This is a genomic window from Spirosoma arcticum (genome assembly GCF_054779955.1).
Genome location: NZ_BAAGXG010000002.1, coordinates 361,403 through 383,474, shown reverse-complemented (window position 1 = coordinate 383,474; position 22,072 = coordinate 361,403). Strand labels below are relative to the sequence as shown.

The 22,072-nt window shown below is 50.9% G+C and carries 15 protein-coding genes; 8 read left to right on the top strand and 7 right to left on the bottom strand.

Going from position 1 to position 22,072, the window contains the following annotated elements:
* Positions 1-2: 2 nt before the first annotated feature.
* The 7 genes from porU to purB all read left to right on the top strand — a co-directional run bounded on the left by porU (position 3) and on the right by purB (position 11,418).
* Complete coding sequence (porU, locus tag ACYVHB_RS06010; RefSeq protein WP_461050559.1) at positions 3-3,512, top strand: type IX secretion system sortase PorU; 3,510 nt, start codon at positions 3-5, stop codon at positions 3,510-3,512.
* Between the two features lie 115 nt (positions 3,513-3,627).
* Entirely contained in the window at positions 3,628-4,827 is a 1,200-nt protein-coding gene (porV, locus tag ACYVHB_RS06005; RefSeq protein WP_461050557.1) for a type IX secretion system outer membrane channel protein PorV, read from the top strand.
* Between the two features lie 135 nt (positions 4,828-4,962).
* Complete coding sequence (locus ACYVHB_RS06000) at positions 4,963-6,252, top strand: M16 family metallopeptidase (protein WP_461050555.1); 1,290 nt, start codon at positions 4,963-4,965, stop codon at positions 6,250-6,252.
* Positions 6,253-6,412: 160 nt separating this feature from the next.
* The gene (gene plsY, locus ACYVHB_RS05995) at positions 6,413-7,072 is read left to right on the top strand and encodes a glycerol-3-phosphate 1-O-acyltransferase PlsY (protein WP_461050553.1); all 660 of its coding nucleotides are present in this window, start codon (positions 6,413-6,415) and stop codon (positions 7,070-7,072) included.
* Between the two features lie 96 nt (positions 7,073-7,168).
* Positions 7,169-8,530, top strand: a complete 1,362-nt coding sequence (locus ACYVHB_RS05990; protein ID WP_461050551.1) for a dipeptidase — start codon at positions 7,169-7,171, stop codon at positions 8,528-8,530.
* A gap of 57 nt (positions 8,531-8,587) precedes the next feature.
* Positions 8,588-9,985: a DUF1207 domain-containing protein gene (locus tag ACYVHB_RS05985; RefSeq protein ID WP_461050549.1), complete on the top strand. Its 1,398-nt coding sequence runs from the start codon at positions 8,588-8,590 to the stop codon at positions 9,983-9,985.
* A gap of 92 nt (positions 9,986-10,077) precedes the next feature.
* On the top strand, positions 10,078-11,418 hold the full coding sequence (gene purB / locus ACYVHB_RS05980; protein ID WP_461050547.1) for an adenylosuccinate lyase: 1,341 nt from the start codon (positions 10,078-10,080) through the stop codon (positions 11,416-11,418).
* A 212-nt stretch (positions 11,419-11,630) separates the two neighbouring features.
* Here purB and proC read toward each other — a convergent pair whose 3' ends face one another.
* From proC to ACYVHB_RS05945, 7 genes are all read right to left on the bottom strand, one after another.
* Complete coding sequence (proC, locus tag ACYVHB_RS05975) at positions 11,631-12,434, bottom strand: pyrroline-5-carboxylate reductase (protein WP_461050545.1); 804 nt, start codon at positions 12,432-12,434, stop codon at positions 11,631-11,633.
* A gap of 135 nt (positions 12,435-12,569) precedes the next feature.
* On the bottom strand, positions 12,570-13,706 hold the full coding sequence (locus ACYVHB_RS05970; protein WP_461051030.1) for a redoxin domain-containing protein: 1,137 nt from the start codon (positions 13,704-13,706) through the stop codon (positions 12,570-12,572).
* A complete protein-coding gene (gene gatB / locus ACYVHB_RS05965; protein ID WP_461050544.1) occupies positions 13,706-15,211 on the bottom strand; it encodes an Asp-tRNA(Asn)/Glu-tRNA(Gln) amidotransferase subunit GatB in 1,506 nt (501 codons plus the stop codon). The genes ACYVHB_RS05970 and gatB overlap by 1 nt, the downstream gene beginning before the upstream one ends.
* A 99-nt stretch (positions 15,212-15,310) precedes the next feature.
* Positions 15,311-16,147: a phytoene/squalene synthase family protein gene (locus ACYVHB_RS05960; RefSeq protein ID WP_461050542.1), complete on the bottom strand. Its 837-nt coding sequence runs from the start codon at positions 16,145-16,147 to the stop codon at positions 15,311-15,313.
* 60 nt (positions 16,148-16,207) lie between these two features.
* On the bottom strand, positions 16,208-17,680 hold the full coding sequence (locus ACYVHB_RS05955; protein ID WP_461050540.1) for a phytoene desaturase family protein: 1,473 nt from the start codon (positions 17,678-17,680) through the stop codon (positions 16,208-16,210).
* Positions 17,681-17,881: 201 nt separating this feature from the next.
* Complete coding sequence (locus tag ACYVHB_RS05950) at positions 17,882-18,397, bottom strand: RNA polymerase sigma factor (RefSeq protein ID WP_461050539.1); 516 nt, start codon at positions 18,395-18,397, stop codon at positions 17,882-17,884.
* A gap of 369 nt (positions 18,398-18,766) precedes the next feature.
* Positions 18,767-19,735: a KpsF/GutQ family sugar-phosphate isomerase gene (locus tag ACYVHB_RS05945; protein ID WP_461050537.1), complete on the bottom strand. Its 969-nt coding sequence runs from the start codon at positions 19,733-19,735 to the stop codon at positions 18,767-18,769.
* Between the two features lie 107 nt (positions 19,736-19,842).
* Here ACYVHB_RS05945 and recQ point away from each other — a divergent pair, with 107 nt between their 5' ends.
* Positions 19,843-22,053, top strand: a complete 2,211-nt coding sequence (gene recQ, locus ACYVHB_RS05940) for a DNA helicase RecQ (protein ID WP_461050535.1) — start codon at positions 19,843-19,845, stop codon at positions 22,051-22,053.
* The last annotated feature ends 19 nt before the right edge of the window (positions 22,054-22,072 follow it).

Below are 22,072 nucleotides of genomic sequence, written 5' to 3'. Positions count from 1 at the left end.
TAATGAATAACGTACAAGATGTAATGAACAAGGGTAGCCTGCTCCAATTTGTCAGCGTTGGTAGGGCATTGCTTGTCATTATCCATTGCTCATTATTCATTATTCATTGCACACAAGGCCAATCGGTTCTGCAACAGGGCATTTGGGTGAAGATTGGCGTAACTGAATCGGGCGTGTATCGGCTCGATCAGGCGGCACTCGTCCGGCTAAACCCCGCTTTTGCAACGGCTGACCCCCGCCGAATCCGGCTCTACGGCAATAACGGGGCCGCGCTGCCCCAACCCAATGCGACGCCCCGCCCGGCAGATCTTACCGAAAACGCAATCCAGGTAACCGGCGAAGCAGATGGTCGCTTCGACTCAGGAGATGCACTGCTGTTTTTTGGACAAAGTCCGCACGTTGTTCGGTACGATTCTGTGGCCCATCGGTTCGCTCATCACATAAATCCGTACGCCGATACCACGTTTTATTTTGTGACTGTTGGCACTTCAGCCGGCCGACGAATCGCCGGGCAGTCGGCGGGTACAACTGGTGCTTCGCCCACCGTTACGCTGTTCGATGACTATCGCTTCCATGAAAAAGAATTAGCCAAAATCCCGACCGTGCGCTCTGGACGGGAGTGGCTGGGTGAATTCCTGAGCACCGACACCACTACGGTCGTTTCGTTTGATATGCCGGGTATTGTGCCCAATTCAGCCGTTCGGGTTAGGGCGTCGGCGGTCGCCAATGCAGCCGTATCAACAAAATTCAGCCTCCAACTGAACGATAAACCGGTGGGCGTACTGCCAATCCCTCCCCTTCCCTATTACGATCTGCGTAATAGGGACGAGGACGTCAATTATAACGACAATGCCTATAGCCAAACCGACACGTTTTCGACCGTACTGGCTACCGTTCCTACTGCACTTCGGTTAGCCATTACGTTTCAGAAAAACGGTCAGAATTCAGCGCAGGGGTATCTTGATTTTCTCTCTGTTCAGGCCCGGCGCGAACTCCGGCAATACGACCAGCCAACGTGGGTGCGTCGATTGCCGGTTGGTCAGGTTGGCGTTCGACAGACTACGGCCAGCCTGCGCGTTTGGAACGTAACCGACCCACTCGCACCCGCCGAACAGTCGTATGTTCGGTCGACTGCGCAGGAAGTTAGTTGGCGTAACACGCAATTCAGCAATTATTTCTTGTTTACGGATTCGCAGCTACTGACACCCGCATCGCTGGGAACCGTGGCTAACCAGAACGTACGCAGTCAGGCTGCGCCTAATTTGCTGATTATAACACCTGCGGCCTGGCTCGATCACGCTGAACGGTTAGCTGCGTTCCGGCGCGAACACGACAAGTTATCAGTGCTTGTTGTGACGACGACGCAGGTGTACAATGAGTTCGGGTCCGGTCAGGCCGACCCCACCGCCATCCGCGACGCCGTGCGGTACTTCTACCAGAAGCAACCCGATCAACTTCGGTATGTGCTTCTGTTCGGCGATGCAACTTTCGATTACCGGAACATTACTAAACAGATCAGCCCGGCGCAATTAGCCAACATGGTGCCCGCTTACCAAAGCCGCGAATCATTACACCCGGTCAGGAGTTTCTCGTCGGACGATTATTTCGGCTTCATGGACGCTGACGAAGGGGAGTGGAACGAAGTTGGAATCGGTCTTGACCCCGACAATGACCCGTTGGTCAACGATCACCGGATGGAGGTAGGCGTGGGGCGGTTGCCGGTGAACTCGCCCAACGAAGCTCGAACGGTAGTGGATAAGCTGATTCGATACGCGTCTGATGCGTCGTTGACGGGCGACTGGCAAACGCGGGTGATGCTTGTCGCCGACGATGAAGATGGCAATATTCACCAGCGCGACGTTGACCAACTGGCTGTCAGCATCGAAAAACGAGCGCCTGCCTACCGTCCCGAACGCCTGTTTCTGGGCGATTTTCAGCAGGAAGTCACATCGGGAGGCCAGAAAGCACCGCTCGTTAATCAGCGTATCAGTCGCGCCATTACCGATGGGCAACTAATTGTTAACTATAGCGGGCATGGTGGCATTCTGACCTTAGCTAAGGAACAGATCGTTACGCTGGAAGACATCCGCTCGTTAACCAACCGGCGACTACCCCTCTTCGTAACGGCTACGTGCCAATTTGGGCGCTACGATGATCCAAACACTACATCTGGAGCCGAGCTACTGCTGCTGAGCCGCACTGGCGGGGCCATTGGCTTACTGGCAACCACGCGGCCGGTGTTTGCCCATACGAACCTGCGGTTGAACGATGCGTTTTACAGAGCTGTCTTTAAGCCCCTCAATGGGCGGATGCCCCGTTTGGGCGACGTAATGCGGGATACGAAGAATAATAGCCTGAGCGGCACCTTCAATCGAAATTTCGCGTTGCTCGGCGACCCATCCATGCAATTGGCCTACCCAAAAGCGCAGGTCACCGTTACGCAGGTTAATAGCCGGACCGTAACGGCCAACCAAATCGACACACTGCGGGGACTGCAAACTGTTGAACTGGGGGGCGAAATTCAGCAACAAGGGCAACGGCTGTCCGATTTCACGGGAACCCTCCGGCTGACGCTCTACGACAAAGCGACCACGAAGACGACGCTGGGAGCCGAGGTCAACAGCCCTAAAATGAGTTATCAGGCATATACCAGTACGATTTTTACTGGTCAGGTGCCGGTGCAGCAGGGCCGTTTTTCGGTGCGGTTTACCATGCCGAAAGATATTGATTATGCTGTGGGACGGGCAAAGCTGTATGCATATGCCGTTCGGGCTGATAGTCTGCTCGACGCAACCGGCAGTTACGACAGCCTGCGCGTTGGGGGTAGCGTTGTGGTTGACAGTCTCGACACGCAGCCACCCGTCATGCAGATTTCGGCCGTTGGCGGAGACACCCAAGGCGACGTCGTTCGGGTGACCGGACCAGACGTGACGCTACGGATCGGCCTGAGCGACAACCGGGGCATAAACGTGGCCCGGTCCGGTTTGGGACATGAATTAACGGCTCAACTTAACGATCGCCCCCCCGTATTGTTAAACGATCTGTACGTAGCAAACGGCTCCGACGGGCGGCAGGGCGACGTTCAATATACCTTTCGCAATGTGGTTTCGGGAACCTACCGGGTGCGGGTGAAGGCCTGGGACATAAACAATAATTCGGTAGAGGGGGCGTTGAGCATTGTAGTTTCCGAACGGCCGGGATTGACACTACGTGCCTTTCGCGCCAGCCCCAATCCCGTTTTGACGGAAGCAACGTTCACCGCTGAACTGGACCGGGCTGGTGAACCGCTCGACTGGACAATTGGCATTTATGATATCAACGGTCGGCTGTTGAATCAGCAAACTGGCCAGTGTGCCGACTGCCCCGCCACCGTGAACGTTGGCACCTGGGACGGTCGCGTTAAGGCCGGACACTTAATGCCGAACGGGTTGTATATCCTGCAATTGCGGGTACGTTCGGCCACCGATGGGTCGACCGTCATGGGTAGCGGACGGTTGTTGTTAACGAAATGATTTGACGGGTTAAATTAGCCCAACTTTTTCTTATCCAACGTTTCCTTGTAATTTTGACCGCGCACAACTGCCATACTATCCCCATCAGTTGCTGTCGTTGACCACCACTTTTTATATGAAGCGCAATTTTTTCTGTGTTCTCCTCGGCGTTTGTAGTTTTCTCCCCCTCGTCATTTTTGCCCAGCCAATTGTTGGTTTGAATGGTCAGCTAAATGTGCCGACAGCAGCCGTTCCGTTCCTCAATTTCACACCCGATGCCCGTTCGGGAGCTTTGGGTGAGGCTGGAGTAGCACTGGGCGATGCCGATGCCAATGCAATTTTCTGGAATCCGTCGAAGCTGGTATTTGCCCGGCAGGACAAAGGCGCGTCGATCTCTTACACACCCTGGCTGCGTGAGCTAATCGGCGACATGTATTACACTTACCTGAGTGGCTACTCTAAAGTTGGCAAGAACTCGGTCGTGGGCGGTTCGCTGATGTACTTTGACCTGGGTACCGTTAATTTCACCACGGCAACGGGCGTGGCCGCCGGTACGTTCAACTCCCGCGAATATGCCATAACAGCGGCTTTTGTGCAGCGGCTCTCGCAGAATTTTTCGCTTGGCGTCGATCTTAAATACCTGAACTCCAGCCTCGCGTCGGGCAGCAGTACACCGGGCCTGAAACCGGGCGCTACGGCCGCTGCCGACATCAGCGCGTTTTACCGCAACGAAGCCCGTGACAATGCAACGGGCAAAGGGCTGGGCTGGGCCTTTGGCGGTATGATTTCCAACCTGGGCGGCCGAATTAGTTACGGTGGCGATCAGCGTAATTTTATTCCTACGAACCTGCGTCTGGGAACCGCCATCACCTATTATGCCGATCAATATAACAAGTTTAACTTCGTGGCCGATGTTAATAAGTTGATGGTGCCGACGCCAAACGTACAGCTTGTCAACGGCGTACCAACGAATATTAACGCTAACAAAGGCTACTTCAGCTCCGTGTTTGGCTCATTTGCCGATGCACCGGGTGGCTTTGGTGAAGAACTCCGGGAGTTCACCATTTCAACGGGCATTGAATACTGGTACAACGAACAGTTCGCCGTTCGGGCCGGTTATTTTGGCGAATCAAACACCAAGGGCGGACGTAAATACGTAACGACTGGTCTTGGACTGCGAGTACAGGATAAGCTCGGCGTCGACTTTTCGTACTTGTTACCCGTTCAGCAGGGTAGCCCCCTATCGCAGACGTTTCGAATCTCGCTGCTGCTAAATCTAAACGGAGCGAACCGACTTCTCAATGACGATGACATTACCAGTTCCGACGACAACTAAATAAATGTGTTTGAGTTGTTGCGTGTGTAGGTGCCCATTGATAGACAAACGCATACACAAACGCTAAAACACAAGGTATCCTGAAGATGGCATTTCTAACCGGAATGCCATTTTGTTTTACCCATTTTGACATCAATGACGCTCGACAGAACTCAGTCACCCGCTTTCCAGGCAATTCAGGCAATTCAACTTCCCCTTGTTCGGAAGCACACTTTAGACAATGGCATTCTGTTGCACTTAATCGCCGTTGAGCAACAGCCCGTGTTGCGGTTAGAATGCATATTTGATGCGGGCACGTGGTATGAGCAGGCCACCGACAGTCGCGGATCAGCGTTTTTCGCCGTTAAAATGCTGGCAGAAGGCATAACATCGCGCTCGGCGGCTCAAATCAGCGAATACTTCGACCGCTACGGTGCATTTGTGGAACTGAACAGCGGTCCCGACCGGGCCAGCGTGGTAGTGTATTGCCTCACCAAGTTTCTGCCCAACGTGTTGCCACTCCTCCGTGAACTGCTTACCGAGCCAACATTTCCAACGAAGGAACTGGACGAGCTTAGAAACATCACGCTTCAAAACCTGCGCGTTAACTATGAGAAGAACGCGTACGTGGCCGGGGTTCTGTTTCGCGAAAAGTTGTTTGGGCTGCACCATCCGTACGGTCGAAGCCAGCGACCCGAAGCCATCGAGCAACTGACCCGCGACAGCGTTGTCGCTTTCTACGAACGAGCCATCCATAACCGGCCTTTTCGGTTGATCGTCGCGGGGCAGGCATCGGAAAACGAGGTGATGCTGATTAATCACGAATTGGGACAACTTCCTATTCGCACCGATAATCTATCCGCGTTCACCGGCGGTTTACCCGCCAACGATGCAACGCCCGTTTTGGCCCAAAAGCCCGATAGTACCCAATCATCCATTCGGGTGGGTCGGCGGTTGTTCACGCGGTCGCATCCCGATTTTTTTAAGATGCTGGTTACGAACGAGCTACTGGGCGGCTACTTTGGTTCACGGCTGATGAAAAACATTCGGGAGGATAAGGGCTTCACCTACGGCATTTCGTCAAATATGCCGTCGTTCCGGCGCGATGGGTATTTCCTGATCGGTACAGACGTTAACAAAGAAAATACGCAGCAAACGTTGGACGAAATTCAAAAGGAGATCCGCATTCTGCAAACTGAACCCGCTTCGGCCGATGAACTCGAAACGGTAAAAAACTACATGGCTGGCGAGTTCGTTGGTTCGCTTAATACACCGTTCGAGATTGCTGACCGCTACAAAGTAATTCTATTAGACGACCTGCCCGCCGATTTTCTGACCACCTACATCCAACGAATGCGGGCCGTTACACCGGCTGATATTATGGAAATGGCAACGCGTTACTTAGCGGACGGTGAATTACACGAAGTAGTGGTGGGCGGCAAATGAGTTGCGCATGGACCGTCAATCAATAATCAAGCAACTAAGTAGACTAAAGGATTGATTAGTTGATAACAAACGCTTAATATTGCGGCCCGTTCCGCTCACTTCATTCGTCATTTTAGTTTATCACCTTGTCTTTCCAACGGCTGTTCAGCCAGTTTCCTTGATGAATAGTTTCCTAATCGGCAGTACGTGTTTAGTAGCTTACCTGATCGGTTCCATTCCAACGGCTGTTTGGTATGGCCAGGGCTTTTTCGGTATTGACATTCGCCGGTATGGGAGCGGTAACGCCGGAGCAACAAACGTATTTCGAGTGCTGGGTAAACGGGCCGGTACGATTGTTATGCTGATCGACGTGATAAAAGGATACACAGCCGCTATTCTTGCTACGCTGCTCTGGCATGCCCATATTATTACGGACACTGAGATTATGACATTGAAGATTGTCTTTGGACTAATCGCCGTCTTGGGGCATTTATACCCGGTTTTTGCCCAATTCAAAGGTGGAAAAGGTGTAGCGTCGCTGCTGGGAATGATGCTGGCCATTCATCCCGAAATGGCGCTGGTTTGCATTGGCATTTTCTTAGTCGTTGTCGTTGCATCACAATACGTATCGCTGGGTTCTATACTGTCCGCACTGGCTTTTCCAATCTTGTTGCTGCTGCGTGTTTTTGGTGAAAAAGAAAGCCCTCAGCTCATCGTATTTGGCTTCATTGTCTTTTTAATGGTCGTGCTTACGCACCAGAAAAATATTGGCCGACTGTTGCGTGGGCAGGAGAATCGCACGGTGCTGATTCGGCTACGCAAAAAGCGAGACGATCAATAAACCTGATTTCGCTTATAAGTTGGAAGCCCCGACGTTGCGCGAAAGTGCGTAACTTCGGGGCGATTTTTTGGTGAATGAAGCTTTTTTATCCGGTCCATGACTACGTACCTCGAACAGAATAAACAGCGGTTTCTCGATGAGCTGCTCGACTTACTACGCATTCCGTCGGTGTCGGCGGATTCTAAATTTAAAGGCGATGTTCGACAGGCGGCTGAGTTCGTTCGGGATAAACTGGCAGCCGCCGGGTTGGACAAGGCCGCGATTTATGAAACGCCCGGCCATCCAATCGTGTACGCCGAAAAATTAGTAGACCCCGCCCGCCCGACGGTTTTGGTTTATGGTCATTATGATGTGCAACCCGCTGATCCCTACGAGCTTTGGCAATCGCCCCCGTTTGAACCAACCATTCGCAATGAGCGGATTTACGCACGCGGGGCGTGCGACGATAAGGGTCAGTTCTATATGCACATTAAGGCGCTCGAAGCCATGCTTGCCACCGACGGGCTGCCCTGCAACGTGAAGGTGATGATTGAGGGCGAAGAGGAAGTGGGGTCTGATCATCTCGGTACGTTTGTGGCCGAACACCGCGACATGTTGCGTACCGATGTTATTCTCATTTCCGACACGAGCATTATTTCCAATGAAACGCCCTCACTCGAAACGGGTTTGCGGGGACTTTCCTACGTGGAAGTGGAAGTGACCGGCTCCAACCGCGATTTGCATTCGGGCGTCTATGGCGGGGGCGTGGCCAACCCAATTAACGTGCTGGCCCGTATGATTGCGTCGCTTCACGATGCCGATGGGCGCATCACCATCCCCGGCTTCTACGACGACGTGGCCGACCTGAGCGATGCCGAACGCACTGAGTTGGCCAAAGCTCCCTTTGACCTGGATGAGTACAAGCGCGACCTCGGCATTGCCGACGTAATGGGCGAAACGGGCTACTCGACTAACGAGCGTACTTCTATCCGACCAACGTTAGACGCGAACGGTATCTGGGGCGGCTACACGGGCGAGGGTGCCAAAACGGTGCTTCCGTCAAAAGCGTCGGCCAAGATCAGCATGCGACTGGTGCCAAATCAGACGCCCGACGCCATCACGGAGTTATTCACCAACCATTTCAAATCCATTGCTCCCGCCGGAGTGACCATCAAAGTAACGCCCCATCACGGCGGCCTACCCTATGTAACGCCGGTGGATTCAGTAGAGTTTGAAGCAGCCAGCAAAGCATTTGAAGATGCATGGGGCAAGAAACCCATTCCCACGCGCGGAGGGGGTAGCATTCCTATTGTGGCTCTCTTTGAGCAGGAGTTGGGCGTTAAGTCTATTCTCATGGGTTTTGGTTTAGACAGTGATGCCCTGCACTCACCAAACGAAAGTTACGGTCTCTTTAATTTTTATAAAGGCATTGAAACCATACCCTACTTTTACAAAAATTATGCACTTTTAAAGCGATAAACAGTATCCGGCGGGCTGCTTTGGTAACTACGTCGGATTGATCCATTTCCAAACCTTATGAAAAAATTGCTGTCTGTTCTGATGCTGATTAGTTTAGCCGGAACGTCGACGATGGCCCAGCAAATACCGGCCACTCCACCGAAACCCACCGCGCCAGCCGTCCGGACGTTAACAGCCGCCGAACAAAAGCAGAAAGACAGAGTAGATCGCGAAGTGCAGCGCGAACGCCAGATTCGGGCCGAGTGGGCGCAGAAACAACGCGAATACGAGGCAAAGCAAGCCGAGAAAGAACGACAGCGACAGGCGAAAAAAGTTGGCAATCGTGAGCAGCCTGTCCAGGTTACACCGGCGCGAAAACCGAGTCCTGCACCACCCATTAGCGTTCCGGCAACTGCCCCTGCTCCCACTCCTCAACCGGCGGCTCCTGTTCCCACTGTTGCCGAACCCACCCGAAAAGAAAAAAGAGAGAAGCGCAAGCAGGAAAAGGCAGTTGAACCAGCTCCGCCGGTGCCGGTAACGGCAGCACCTGAGACACCCGCCCCTGAACCGGTGCGGACGATTTCCGAAGCTCCCAAACCGGAGCGGATAAAGCGCGAGAAGCGAGTCAGACCCGAGCGAGCGGACACCATTTCGACCGTGAGTGCAGGTAGTAATGAGCCGACTACGAGCCGACCAAGCTGGGAGTTTTTACCCAAAGGTCATCTGTTTGACCCGATCCTGCTTGATCCGCTCGAAGCGCAAACCTACGGTAGCCTGTTGCCAATGTACACGACCGAGGGTAAACGGTATGCGGGTAGTATTGTGCCGTTCGCCTTCGGGTTCGCCAAGCCGTTTTACCGCCGAACCACCGAGCCTGGTCGTTCGGAGGAATGGGTGCTCGACCTGGCTTCTTTCACGCAGTTTGAGGCTTACCACGATGACAAACTGAACAAGGCACGACGTCAAATTGTCAACAACGATTACAAAGTCAGCATCATTTATAACGTTCGACGGGGCGCCAACACGTACCGGTTTCGGGTTTATCACTTGTCGTCGCACCTCGCCGATGATTACATCTACCGCAACAAGCTTACGGCTCCTACGCCTAATTCGGTGAATTATGAACTTTTAGATGTTACCTACAGTCGGTTGGCGCAGAACTGGCGGCTGTACGGTGGCATTGGGTTTGTTCTGCGCAAAGCTGAAGAGCGTAAATTGCTGAGTGCTCAACTCGGCGCGTATTATAAAAAACCTTCAGACCGAGCCGCCCGGTTGGTGGGGGGAGTGGACATTAAATTCTGGCAGCAAACCGATTTCCGGCCTGGCATTCACGGGGGGGTAGGTCTCGAAATAGGCCGTACCCAAAACAACCTGACGTTGTTACTGGAAGGATATTCTGGCTTTCGGCCTTACAGCCAGTTCGAGGACCAGCAAACGTCCTGGATTGGCTTGGGTCTATATTTGAATCCTTTTTGACAATGTGTAATGTAAAATGGTTAATGTGTAATGGCTCTGCACCAAGCCATTACACATTAACCATTTTACATTACACATTGTCCCTCATTCTCATGACATTATCTACACTGACGGCTATCTCTCCTGTCGACGGTCGTTATCGGAGGCAGGTTGACTCGCTTGCTCCATACTTCTCCGAATTCGGGTTGATTCGTTACCGCGTTCGCATTGAAATTGAGTACTTTATTGCGCTTTGTGAGTGGCCACTTCCGCAATTGTCAGGCGTTGATTCGGGACAGTTTCTGGGCTTACGAGCTTTATACGAAACATTCTCCGAAGCCGATGCGCAACGGATCAAAGACATTGAGAAAACGACGAACCATGATGTGAAAGCGGTTGAATATTTCATAAAAGAGAAGCTGAAGGGATCGCCGGTAGAGCCATTTCTGGAGTTTGTGCATTTCGGCCTGACGTCCCAGGACATCAACAACACCGCCATTCCACTGTCGCTGAGCGAAGCGATCACGACCGAGATCATGCCCCTTTATCGGCAAGTGCTTGAGCGATTGCAGCAATTAGCCGGGCAGTGGGACAACGTACCAATGCTCGCCCGAACGCATGGCCAACCAGCGTCACCCACGCGCTTGGGCAAGGAGCTATCGGTGTTTGTCGAACGGCTTGAAAAGCAACTTTTGCTGCTGAATGCAGTGCCAACAGCTGCTAAGTTTGGCGGAGCCACGGGTAATTTCAATGCGCACGTTGTGGCGTATCCCAACGAAGACTGGAGATCATTCGGCGATAAATTTGTAGCGAGTTTAGGAATGATCCGCAGCCAGTTTACGACCCAGATTGAGCATTACGACATGATGGCCGCCAAGCTCGACGCTTTCAAACGCCTGAACACAATCCTGATTGACCTTGATCGCGACATCTGGACGTACGTGTCAATGAATTATTTCAAGCAAAAACTGAAGGAAGGCGAAGTTGGCTCGTCGGCCATGCCACACAAGGTGAATCCAATTGATTTTGAGAATTCAGAAGGAAATCTTGGCATCGCCAACGCCCTGTTTGAGCACCTGTCTGGTAAGCTGCCCATTTCCCGTCTTCAGCGCGACCTGACCGATTCAACCGTGTTACGAAGTCTCGGTGTGCCTTTTGCGCACTCGGTCATTGCGTTAGCCTCGCTGCTCAAGGGTTTAGCTAAACTCGAACTAAACGAAGCCGCCATCCACGCCGATCTGGAAAATAACTGGGCCGTAGTAGCCGAAGGTATCCAAACCATTCTCCGGCGCGAAGGGTACCCGCAGCCGTACGAGGCCTTGAAAGCACTCACCCGCACGAATGAGAAAATTACGGAGCAAACCATTCAGCAATTCATTAACGAGTTGAACGTGTCAGACGCCGTTAAGGATGAATTGCGGGCGATTACGCCGTTTAGTTATACAGGGGTTTAATGAAAAATGTAACGTGAGTTATGAATAAAATTGCTGACGCACAGTCCTTCGACAGGCTCAGGATGACAGCCTACTCAAGCTGTTCAGCTAATCTACAGCGGTTAGCCAGTCATCCTGAGCCCGTCGAAAGACTATGCGTCAGCAACACACTGAACAGCAATGCCTTATAACTTAAACCATCCATAATTCACGTTACATTCTTCATTAACAATTCATCCCTTCGACAATTCCGTGGACCGGGCCTGGGCGGCTTTAATTCCCGCCACCAGCGTATCGGACAGCGCACCGCTCTCAAACTCGCGCAGAGCCGCTTCGGTGGTGCCGCCTTTGGACGCCACTGCGTTGATGAGTTCGTCCAGCGATTTATCGGCGGTATTGATCAGGTGATACGAACCAAGCATGGTCTGCTTGACCAGCAAAGCCGACACAGCATCGTCGAAACCCATTTGCTTACCCGCGTCGATCATGGCTTTGACAACATAATAGAAATAAGCTGGTCCACTGCCACTGAGGGCCGTGACAGCGTCGAGCATGGACTCGTCTTCTAAGAATAGTGACCGGCCCGTAGCATTGATCAGGTTCTCAACCCGGCGCAGACTTGATCCATCCACTTCCTTAGCGGCTGTGAAGCCTGTGATTCCCATACCGAGCATAGCGGGCGTGTTAGGCATCGCTCGAATCACAAGCGGGTGGCCTAATTTATTTTGGATTTGCGCGATTGGAATCCCCGCCATTATCGACAGCACAACCTGCTCAGGCTGAATAACCGCCCGTAGAGCTTCGTGCACACTGTTAAAGTCCTGCGGTTTTACCGACAAAATAATCAGGTCTGCTTCACCAACGCGAGTGCCGATGGTGTCAACGACGACACCCGCTTTCTCCAGGCGGAGCGCTGTTGACCGGTCAGCACTTTTCTCGATGAGTAACAAGTCGTCCTGCTTAACCAGATCATACTGCACAAACGATTTGGCGAACGCCATACCCATATTGCCACAGCCAATAATTGCAATTTTCATTTGTTCAGGGCGTGAAATAGTGAAAAATGTACGGGTAAATGAAGTGAGCGCATGGACAACGAAAAGGGTCAGGTTCGACCGAGCTGATGCTCCAGAACCTGACCCCACAAAACTACTGACTCACTGGCGGCTTACCTACTCTCCACCTTTCAGGACTTCCTCCAGTTTCTGCTCCAGCGCTTCTCCACGAAGATTTTTAGCAATGATTTTACCTTCCTTGTCTAATAGAAACGTGGCCGGAATAGCCTGAACACCGTACTGTTGCGCTGCGATTGACTGCCAGAATTTCAGATCTGATACGTGCGTCCAGGGTAGGTTATCGTTACGGATAGCCCGTTGCCACTCCGCCTTTGTCTTGTCCAACGAAACGCTGTAGATCGTGAAACCTTTGTCTTTGAACTTGTTATACATTCTGACAACATTAGGGTTCTCGGCCCGGCAGGGGCCACACCACGAGGCCCAAAAGTCGATCAGGACATATTTACCGCGTAACGACGATAGCGCAATGGCGTTGCCGGTGGTGTCGCTGAGCGTTATCTCAGGAGCCGACGAGCCAACCATAACCCCCTTGATGCGGGCCACCCGGCCAATCAGCGATTTAGCGTGTGGGCTGTTGGGATTCTCTTTCTCGAAGCGTTGTGCCAGCGCGTCATACGTCTCGAAATCAGTCTCGACATTCACGAAGTTCAGCGCGAACAGCGACGCCAGCGACGTACCCATTTCGGGTAACATTGCTTTCACTTTGTCGACTACTTCCCGTTCAGCGGCTGTGTACTCCTGCTCGATTTGAGCGACGCGTTTGTTGTCTTTTTTCTCGGTGGCTGCGGCAACTTGTTTGTTCCAGTTAGCAACACGAGCTTCCATATCAGTGCGCAATGCCATCAGCTTGCCATAATACTCCATATTTTTAGAGCCGGTAACGCTTGCTTTCCCTACCTGACCGGTTTTAGCGTCCATCTTGTAGCCGTCAGCTACGACGTTCAGCGTTTCACCCCCTTCAACAAGCAGTGCCAGTTTCTGGCCACCACCTACGTTCAGTATGAACACTTCTCCTCCATCGGCTACGTCCCGTTTGAGCGTGAATACACTGCCCGTTTCGACCTTGGCTGAGTCAAGTTTGCGAAACGGAGGGGCATTATTTTCTAAGTAGACGAAGCTACCCGGGGTAGCCTTTTCAATCTTGCCCGTTACCGTGAAAGGTTTGGTCGTCTGCGCTTCGGCAACGAGACCGACGCTTAAAAGGCTGGCTATGCAAAAAAACAGGTTTCGTATCATGTTGCTTGTAATTGCTTCGTTACTAACTGATTAACTAATTTCGGGTCAGCCGATCCCTTCGATTTCTTCATTACCTCACCTACGAACATACCCAGCAGGTTTTTCTTACCCCTGCGATACTGTTCAACCTTGTCCGGCCAAGCTGTCAGCACGTCTTTTACCAACGTTTGCAGCGCGTCGGTATTGCGGTTTTGAATCAGACCGTGCGCCGTTGCCAGATCTATGGGCGACGCGTCGGGTTTACCAACCAATAACGAAAACACCTGTTGAGCAGCCGTTTGGCTAATCGTACCGTCGTCAACTAGGATAATCAAAGCGGCTAATTGCTCCACCGATACCGGAAATTGCCGCTCTTGCAGAGTTCGTTCGTTAAGCTGTCCCTTCACCGGTCCGATAATCCAGTTCGAGACCGCTTTATAATTTGTCGTATGAACGCATACGGCTTCGTAATAGTCTACTAATTCTTTGGCGTCGGTCAGCAAAGTAGCGTCGTAGTCAGACAACCCGTAAAAAGTTACGAGATTTCGATACCGCTCGGCCGGCAACGCGGGCATTTGCGCCTGAATATCGGCCAGCCAGGCATCTGAAATCACAACCGGAGTCAAGTCGGGGTCAGGAAAGTACCGGTAATCGTTCATCGTTTCCTTCTCACGCATGGCCTGACTTCGGCCGGTTTGGGCATCGAACGTACGCGTTTCCTGCACAATACGTCTGCCGGATTCGGTCAGTTCAACCTGCCGCTGAAATTCGCTGTCCACCGCCCGCATCACGTTCCGAATCGAGTTCAAGTTTTTTACTTCAACCTTCGTGCCGAGATGCGTCGCGCCTTTGGGCCGGATCGACACGTTAACGTCGCAACGCAATGAGCCTTCTTCCATGTTCCCATCACAGATGCCCAAATAACGTACCAGCCGCCGTACTTCGGTCAGAAACTGTCCGGCCTCTTCAGCGGTGTGTAAGCAAGGCTCGGTCACCAGTTCAATCAGGGGTGTTCCAGCGCGGTTGTAGTCCAGTCGGGTCGTCTTACTACCGATGCCATGAATCGACTTACCGGCATCTTCTTCTAAATGAATGTGATGAATTTGAATGGTCGTCTGATGAGCCAGTCCCGTTTCCTGGTCTTTCAACGTAACGGGAATGCCTCCGCCTGCACAGATTGGCCCTTTATCCTGTGAAAGTTGGTATCCTTTGGGCAGATCAGGGTAAAAATAATTCTTTCGGGCAAACACATTATGGCGCGTGATCTCACTATTACATGCTAGTCCCATAAGCACGGCGTACTCAATAGCTTTGCGGTTCAGTTTGGGCAAGGTGCCGGGATGCCCCAGCGTAATGACGCTGATATTCGTATTTGGCTCAGCCCCAAATGCATTTGTATCAGCCGCGAAGATTTTACTATCCGTTAATAATTGGCAGTGAACTTCCAGTCCAATAACGGCTTCATAGTGAACCGGGCCGTGCTCGGCCGGTGCATCCAGTAGAGAAATAAACTCAGCAGTCATTGTTAGAAAACAAATTTGTTCTCCACAAAGGTAAGAAAACGGGAGGAGGCTACCACTCGTAGCAGACCCTAAACAGCATATGCGTAGTATCCGGTCGCGCTAAATAACATTAAGTCGATACTTGAGGTAGGTTTGAGCCAGCAGCGCAAATTTTTGCGGGTTGGGGACCCGAATGCGCTCGTTTTGGATTCGGGACGCGGAGAGCTGTTTAATCTTATTGAACAACGTCTGGTAATACGAATAAGCCAGATAAACGCCCATCCGGGCACCTTTGGGCAGATTCATGATGCCAATGTAAGCCTCGTCGAAATCGCGTTGAATGTCAGTTTCAATGAGTTGCTTGGCATCGCGTCCAAAATCGTTGAAATTCACACCGGGAAAATACGTCCGGCCACGGTCTACGAAATCGCTCTTCAGGTCGCGCAGGAAGTTCACCTTTTGGAAAGCCGAGCCGAGCTTACGGGCGGGTTCGCGCAACCGGTCGAAATCAACGCAGTCGCCCTCGCAAAATACCCGCAAGCACATAAGACCAACTACTTCGGCGGAGCCATAAATATATTCATTGTAGCCATCGGCGTCGTAATCCTGGTTGTACAGGTCCATCTCCATGCTTTTCAGAAAAGCCTCGATCAGCGCGTGTTCAATGTTATACTGCCGGACAACCAACTGAAACGACTGCAACACCGGGTTCAGGCTGATACCTTCCTCAATGGCCTGATAGGTATCGTGGCTAAACCGGGCCAAGAGTGTTTTTTTGTCAAACTCATGAAACGTGTCCACAATCTCGTCCGCATAGCGCACAAATCCGTAGATAGCGTAGATAGGGAGGTGAAACTTACGGTCGAGGGTCTTGATGCCTAATGTAAACGACGTACTGTACTGCTCCGTGATTAGCTTACTGCATTCCAGTGCGGTTTTGTTGAACAACGCCATCATAAGAGAAAAGGAGATAAATCGGTAGACGGTGTCTACTGGCGAACGGGTTGGGTTTGTAAGTTATACGAATTCTTTAGCAACTTCATCGGCAACGACCAAACCCGATATGAGCGACGGCGGTACACCTGGTCCCGGAACGGTCAGTTGACCCGTGTAGAACAGATTGTTCACCCGTTTGTTCTTCAACGACGGTTTTAAGATAGCGGTCTGCATCAGCGTGTTAGCCAGGCCATATGCATTTCCCCGAAAGGCGTTATAATCACTTTTGAAGTCGCTATGCGCGTAACTGCGCTTGAATAGGATATGATCCCGGACGTTTTCGCCGACGTACGCTTCGAGCCGGTTCATAATCATGTCGAAGTAGCGCTCACGGGTAGCGTCGTCATCGGTTAAGTCGGGGGCAACGGGAATCAGCAGAAATAGATTTTCACAACCTTCGGGTGCCACACTTGGATCGGTCTTGGACGGGGCCGACGCGTAGAAAAGAGGTTTTGTAGGCCACTGAGGTGTTTCGTAGATCTCCTGCGCGTGACGTTTGAAGTCTTCGTCGAAAAACAGATTATGATGCTGCAGGCGGGGGATGCGTTTACCAATGCCTAAATAAAATAATAATGATGATGGAGCCATCACACGCTTGCTCCAATAGTGATCGTCGTAATTTCGGTTTTCCGACGTTACCAGCTTAGTTTCTACGTGGTTGTAATCAGCTCCAGCCACGACAACGTCCGTTTCAAAAATTCCCTGGTCCGTAACGACCTGCGTTGCTTTGCCATTCAACACGTCAATCTTCTGCACTGTCTGGTTGAGCAGGATTTTAACTCCCTTCTCCTCCGCCAAACTGACCATCGCCCGAACTATTTCGTGCATGCCGCCCATTGGATACCACGTTCCCATTGCCATCTCGGCGTAGTTCATTAGACTATACATGGCGGGGGTATTCTCAGGGGTCGCCCCCAGGAAAAGGACGGGAAACTCTACGATTTCGAGCAAGCGGGGGTGCTTGAAAAACTTGCGGGCGTGCGAAGCGAATGATTGAAAAACATCCAGCCGGGTGACGTCATACAACAACTTCAAACTCAGAAATTCGGTGACGGATCGGCTTGGCTTCCACACAAATTTGTTAATACCAACATCATACTTGTAGGATGCCTGTTTGAGAAACTCCCGCAGTCGGGGACCGCTGCCAGGTTCAATCGACTCAAAAAGGGATTCCAGGTTTTCCAGACCAGCGGGCAAGTCGATGGCTTCGTCAGGACCAAACACGACCGTATAGGACGGATCGAGACGGATCAAATTGTAATAGTCGGACGGCTTTCTCCCGAATCGGGCGAAATAAGTCTCGAACACGTCGGGCATCCAATACCAGCTTGGACCCATGTCGAACGTGAAACCCTCAGCTTGGAAAACCCGCGCCCGGCCACCCGGCAAGGTGTTTTTCTCAAGGATTGTAACGTTATAGCCTTTGTCGGCCAGGCTGGTAGCAGCAGCGAGCCCGGCGAACCCGGCACCAATCACAAGAACTCGTTGGGGCATAGTCAACAGTTTGTCGTTTGTTGTTCGTAGTTTTCCAGCGTCAGTTAACTATAAACAGCAAACTACAAACCGTTCATCTAACTACCTGTAACAAAAAAAAGTTGGATGAAATCTCATCCAACTTTTCGAACCTTCCTCTTTTTTAACCAAAAACTACTCAATCTGCGGTTGTGACGTACAACCGCCTAAAAAGTCTCACAATTACGCATTATAATGCGCATAAACTTTCAACTGATCCTTCAATTCTTTTCGAGCAATGTGAATTCTGTTCTTCACGGTGCCAATGGGGATGTCAAGTTTTGCAGCAATTTCGTGGTATTTGAAGCCCCGGAAGTGCATCATAAAGGGCGTCCGGTAGGTGTCATCCAAGCCATTAACGGCCCGATTAATGTCGTTTTGTGCGAACGACGAATAAGCCATATTATCCGTGCTGCTCTCTATTGAGTTGATATAATGAAGGTTGTCCGTTGTATCTATGAAGGTATTTTTACGAACCATCCGCTGATAGTTAGTGATAAACGTGTTTTTCATGATTGTATACAACCAAGCTTTCAAGTTAGTGCCATCCGTATATTTATCGCGGTTAGTGAACGCCTTCAGCAACGTATCTTGTAACAAGTCGTTGGCATCTTCGACATCCTTGGTAAGCCGAAGGGCAAATGGACGCAACGATTTGGATACTTTGCCGATGTGATTGGTAAATTCGATCGCGGTCATGGCTGTTTAAGTTTTCTCTGTTGAACCAATTTTACAGAACCAACAGACAAATATTTAACCAGCCTTCATCAATAACCAATTCCTACTAGTTGAAAATGAGCAAATAGCTGTCTGATAGCTATTTGACGGAAATAAATTTTTCTAAATAGCATCCTTAATAAATGCGCCACCAATGTGGAGTGTGGAATATTTCCCCCATTATGTGGAAAACGGGGTGTGGAATTTGTTTAACCTCAGCCTGATATGCTTAAACAAATCTATCACGGTGGTCGTGTTGAAGGTAATAGGGCAAGCAGAAATGACCTTTCGCTTACTTCACCAAGAGTATTGAAGAGGGTTAACAAAAAATCGCTTTGTCGACATTTGGCTCTATACCAGTCCCTCTCTTAATAGATCGTGCAAGTGGATAAATCCTTTCACTCGCCTACTGTCAGCTACTACAAGTTGAGTAATACTGCGCTCCTGCATAGTTTGCAAAGCAGAAACGGCATATTCATCGGGTGATACGCAGATTGGCGAAGGGGTCATGACATCATGGGCGTGAAGTTGCAGGAATGAGTCATGCACGTAAGCCATACGTCGAATATCACCATCTGTTATAATGCCGACTAAAAATCCATCCGCATCTACCACTGCTGTGGCCCCGAGCCGGTTAGCCGAAATCTCAAAAATAACGTCACGCACCTTCATATCGAGTGACACTTGCGGGCAAGGGTTATGGGGAAATATATCCGCAACCCGCAGGTATAATTTTTTGCCGAGTGAACCACCGGGATGGTAGCGGGCGAAGTCGTTCCGCGTAAATCCCCGCGCTTCGAGCAAACTCACAGCCAATGCATCGCCGAGTGCCAACGCAACGGTTGTGCTGGTAGTAGGTACAAGGTTCATCGGGTCGGCTTCGCGTTCGGTATAGGCGTGCAAAACGTGGTCAGCGTGATGAGCCAAATACGAATGCCGGTCGCAGACCAAGGCAATTAACGGAACGCCCGTGCGCTTCAGCAGGGGAACGAGTACCTTAATCTCAGCCGTACTACCGCTCTTGGAAATGACCATTGCCACATCGTCACTACGGATCATACCCAGGTCACCATGAATGGCGTCGGCAGCGTGCATGAACAAAGCCGGGGTGCCTGTGGAGTTCAGTGTTCCCACGATTTTCTGGCCGATAAGCGCACTTTTGCCCACCCCCGTTACCACTACGCGACCCGTGGCGTTCAACACCGTTTCAACAGCCGCGTCATATTGTTCATCGAGCAGGTCAACGGCCCGTCGAATGGCTTCAGCTTCGTTCAGGAGCACAGAACGGGCAGTGCTTTGATGATTTTTTAGTAGTTTCAACGTCAGTTTCGCGGTGAAGAATAGATTGCAACGTATATTCGCTAACTTTATAAAGCAAAGATACGGCAAGCGCATAGAGTAAAGTAACTTTTGTACGATTTGTAGAAATGATGCAGGTTGATCAGACAGTCCACGTGACTATCAAAGAGCGTTTAAAAGAAATTTTTGGCTACAGTCAGTTCCGGGGCGATCAGGAAGCGATTATTCACAGCATCCTGGCGGGTCGTAATACGTTCGTTATTATGCCGACTGGTGCGGGCAAGTCACTATGCTATCAACTGCCAGCCATCATCAGTGATGGAACTGCTATCGTTATTTCGCCCCTGATTGCGCTGATGAAGAATCAGGTCGACCAATTAAATGCCTTCGGTGTCAATGCACAGTTTCTGAATTCGACGCTGTCGAAAGCCGAAATGAATAAGGTTAAAAAGGACACGTTGAACGGTACACTCAAACTTCTATACATTGCGCCGGAGTCACTGACCAAAGAGGAGAATTTGGATTTTTTGAAGAAAGCCCAAATTTCATTTGTGGCAATTGACGAAGCGCATTGTATATCTGAATGGGGACACGACTTCCGACCGGAGTACCGCAAGATTCGTGGCATTGTGGATGACATCGGTAACCTGCCGGTGATTGCGCTGACCGCCACTGCCACGCCCAAAGTGCAGCAGGATATCCAGAAGAACCTGCAAATGGAAGAAGCTGATCTTTATAAAACGTCCTTCAACCGTAAGAATTTATATTACGAGATTAAGCCGAAAGTTGAGGCAAAAAAACAACTCATAAAATTTGTTAAGCAGAATAAAGGTAAGTCAGGAATTATCTATTGCCTGAGTCGGAAAACCGTCGAGGAGATTGCTGAACTGCTTAACGTTAATGACGTGAAAGCCCTGCCCTACCACGCTGGTTTGGACCCGCAGACAAGGGTACACAATCAGGACGCTTTTTTGAACGAAGATGTTGATGTAGTCTGCGCAACGATTGCCTTCGGCATGGGAATCGACAAACCAGACGTACGGTTTGTGATTCACTACGATGCCCCAAAGTCACTTGAAGGATATTATCAGGAAACCGGTCGGTCGGGGCGCGATGGGCTGGAGGGTAACTGTATCATGTTTTATAGTTACGACGACATTGTTAAGCTCGAAAAATTCAATAAAGACAAACCCGTCACCGAACGCGACAATGCCCGGCATTTGCTGACCGAGATGGTGTCGTACTCAAATCTCGGCGTGTGCCGCCGTCGGCAACTGCTGGGGTACTTCGGCGAGTTTATGGATAAAGACTGCGGTTTCTGCGACAATTGCGTGAAACCGACTGAGAAGTTCAAAGTCCAGCACGAGGTGGTTCTGGCTTTGCAAACGGTGCTGCAAACCGATCAGCGTTTCGATGCAGCCCACCTGAGTGATGTACTGACGGCTACCAATAATCAATATGTGACGAGCTACGAGCACAACCGGCTCGATGTGTATGGCAAGGGGCGGGAATTCAACGAAACGGCGGAGTTCTGGTGTTCCCTCATCAAACAGATCACCATTTACGGGTACCTCGAAAAAGATGTCGATAACTATGGTATTCTGAAGTTGACGCAGCGGGGGATGAATTACATTGAGGATCCCTACCCCGTTACGCTGGCTAAGGATCATGACTACGCCCAAGTAACAACCGATTCTAAAGACGATGACGACCGGGATTCGGATTCGGCGTCGGGTGGAGTGGCCTACGACGAAGAGTTGCTGGGCTTGTTGAAAGCACTCCGCAAGAAGGTGGCTAAAGAGAAAAACCTGCCGCCCTACGTCATCTTCCAGGATCCGTCGATGGAAGAAATGGCGACCACGTACCCCACCACCCGCGAAGAGATGGCGCAGATTAATGGCGTCGGCATGGGGAAGGTGCAAAAGTTTGGTCGGCAGTTCATTGATTTGATTACTAAGTACGTCGAAGAAAACGAGATCGAGACCGACAAAGACGTTGTTGTTAAGTCTACCGTCAACAAATCAAAAGTCAAAATTTACATCATTCAGCAAATCGACCGCAAAGTTGACTTAGACGAGATCGCGGAGTCGAAAGCGCTGTCGATGGAAGACCTGATGGAAGAAATCGAGCACATCTGTTACTCCGGAACCCGTCTCAATCTCGATTATTACATTAATCAGGTGATGGACGAAGACCGGCAGGACGAGATATTTGCTTATTTCATGCGGGCCGAATCCGACAATATTGCCGTTGCCCTCCGCGAATTTGGGGGCGATGATTTCACCGAGCAGGATTTGCGCCTGATGCGTATCAAGTTCCTCTCGGAAGTAGCGAACTAAGTTGATCAGTTGGCAAGTC